Source organism: Phaeodactylibacter luteus, assembly GCF_007993045.1.
In the GTDB taxonomy this organism is placed as follows: Bacteria; Bacteroidota; Bacteroidia; order Chitinophagales; family Saprospiraceae; genus Phaeodactylibacter; species Phaeodactylibacter luteus.
On record NZ_VOOR01000264.1, the window covers coordinates 1 to 274 of the forward strand.

The window sequence follows — 274 nt, forward strand, 5'->3', positions numbered from 1 at the left end:
TCTGAGCGTATCAGAGCCTGTATTCGGCCCTCATATCCTGACGTTCGACTACGAGAACCTGGCTACTTCCTACGAAGACAGCCCGCTGATCGACGTGTGCCCAGGCACCTTCAAGTTCCAGCGTGAGTGGACGGTATTCGACTGGTGCAACCCAGGCACTACTGATACATACACCCAGTACATCAAAGTAGGGGATACAGATGCGCCAGTACTGTCCTGCCCAGCAGGCACGCCATTGGTATACTCTACCAGCCCATTCTCTTGCGCAGCGTCA

1 protein-coding gene is annotated in these 274 nt (G+C 54.7%); it reads left to right on the top strand.

Annotated features, from left to right (window positions below; translation table 11 throughout):
* Positions 1-274 (top strand): hypothetical protein (locus FRY97_RS22815; RefSeq protein ID WP_170254910.1); only part of this gene is annotated, 274 nt, incomplete at both ends.